Below are 1,350 nucleotides of genomic sequence, written 5' to 3' on the forward strand. Positions count from 1 at the left end.
TCCCGACGCGGTGCAGATCCTCAACGAGGCGATCGAGATCTTCAAGCGCTATCCGGAGCTGAAGGCCGAAGTGGCTGGTCACACCGACCAGTGCGGCAAGGACGCCTACAACCAGAGCCTGTCGGAACGTCGCTCGCGCGCCGTGTACGACTATCTGACCAGCAACGGCATCGACGCCGCGCGCCTGACCGGTCCGAACGGCTACGGCGAGAGCCGTCCGCTGGAGGACATGGGCCAGACGATGCCGGGCTGCAAGAGCGAGAAGAACCGTCGTACCGAGCTGAACGTCCAGAACTGAGTTTCGACGTTGCCAGCCTTACCGCGAAGCCCGGCCCTGCGCCGGGCTTCGTTTTTGAGCCGATTGCAACTGAATGGCCGGTTAGGGGGTAAAGTTTGCGTATTACGTTAAGCAATGTTAACAATTGTCTCGGCGATGCTATGATCCCCCGCGCCAGGGATCGTGAAGGGGTTCCGCCCGCGCGTTGATCCCGGTCACAGTTTCCGTGCCGTGTGTGTTGTTTTCCCGACATTTCTAAAGGAGTCAGAAATATGAAGATCCGCTTGTTGAGCACAGCGTTGCTCGCTGGCTTGGCCTGTGCACAGGTCGCCAACGCGCAGGATTTCGACGACCGCTGGTACCTGACCGGTTCGGCTGGTTTCAATCTCCAGGACAACGATCGCGGCACCCGCAACGCTCCTTTCGGCGGCTTGGGCGTCGGCAAGTTCTTCAGCGACAACTGGTCGGTGGATGCCGAGCTGAATTACCAGAACCCCAACTTCGACGACAACCAGAACCTCAACTGGAGCCAGTACGGCATCTCGTTCGACGCGCGTTATCACTTCATCTCTGAAGGCCGCAACTGGAATCCGTACCTCATGGCGGGCCTGGGCTATCAGGAGTCCGAAGAAGAATTCGACGCCTTCCCGAATCCGGATTCGCCGGATGATCGCAAGGACGGCACCTTCGCCGCCAAGGTCGGCGCCGGTATCCAGGCCGACATGGGTAGTTGGGGCGTCCGAACCGAACTGGCCTACCGCGCCGACTTCGACGACCAGAGCGTTGCCGCTCCGGACGAGAGCTGGTTCGGCGACATCCTGGGTTCGGTCGGCATCATCATCCCGCTGGGTCCGGAACCCGTGGTGGCCGCTCCGCCGCCGCCGCCGGCTCCGAGCTGCGCCGATGGCGACGACGACGGCGACGGCGTGAACAACTGCGACGACAAGTGCCCGGGTTCGCAGGCCGGCCAGACGATCGGTCCGGACGGTTGCCCGGTGCCGGTGTCGATCGACCTGAAGGGCGTGAACTTCGACTTCGACAAGGCGACGCTGCGTCCCGACGCGGTGCAGATC

General features: G+C 62.3%; 2 protein-coding genes. Both read left to right on the plus strand.

Annotated features, from left to right (window positions below; translation table 11 throughout):
* On the plus strand, positions 1-298 hold a 298-nt coding region (locus tag ACXJJ9_RS16650), incomplete at its 5' end, for an OmpA family protein (protein WP_457098203.1).
* 251 nt (positions 299-549) lie between these two features.
* Positions 550-1,350 (plus strand): outer membrane beta-barrel protein (locus tag ACXJJ9_RS16655; RefSeq protein ID WP_457098204.1); only part of this gene is annotated, 801 nt, incomplete at its 3' end.

Source organism: Lysobacter sp. P5_B9 (assembly GCF_054049835.1).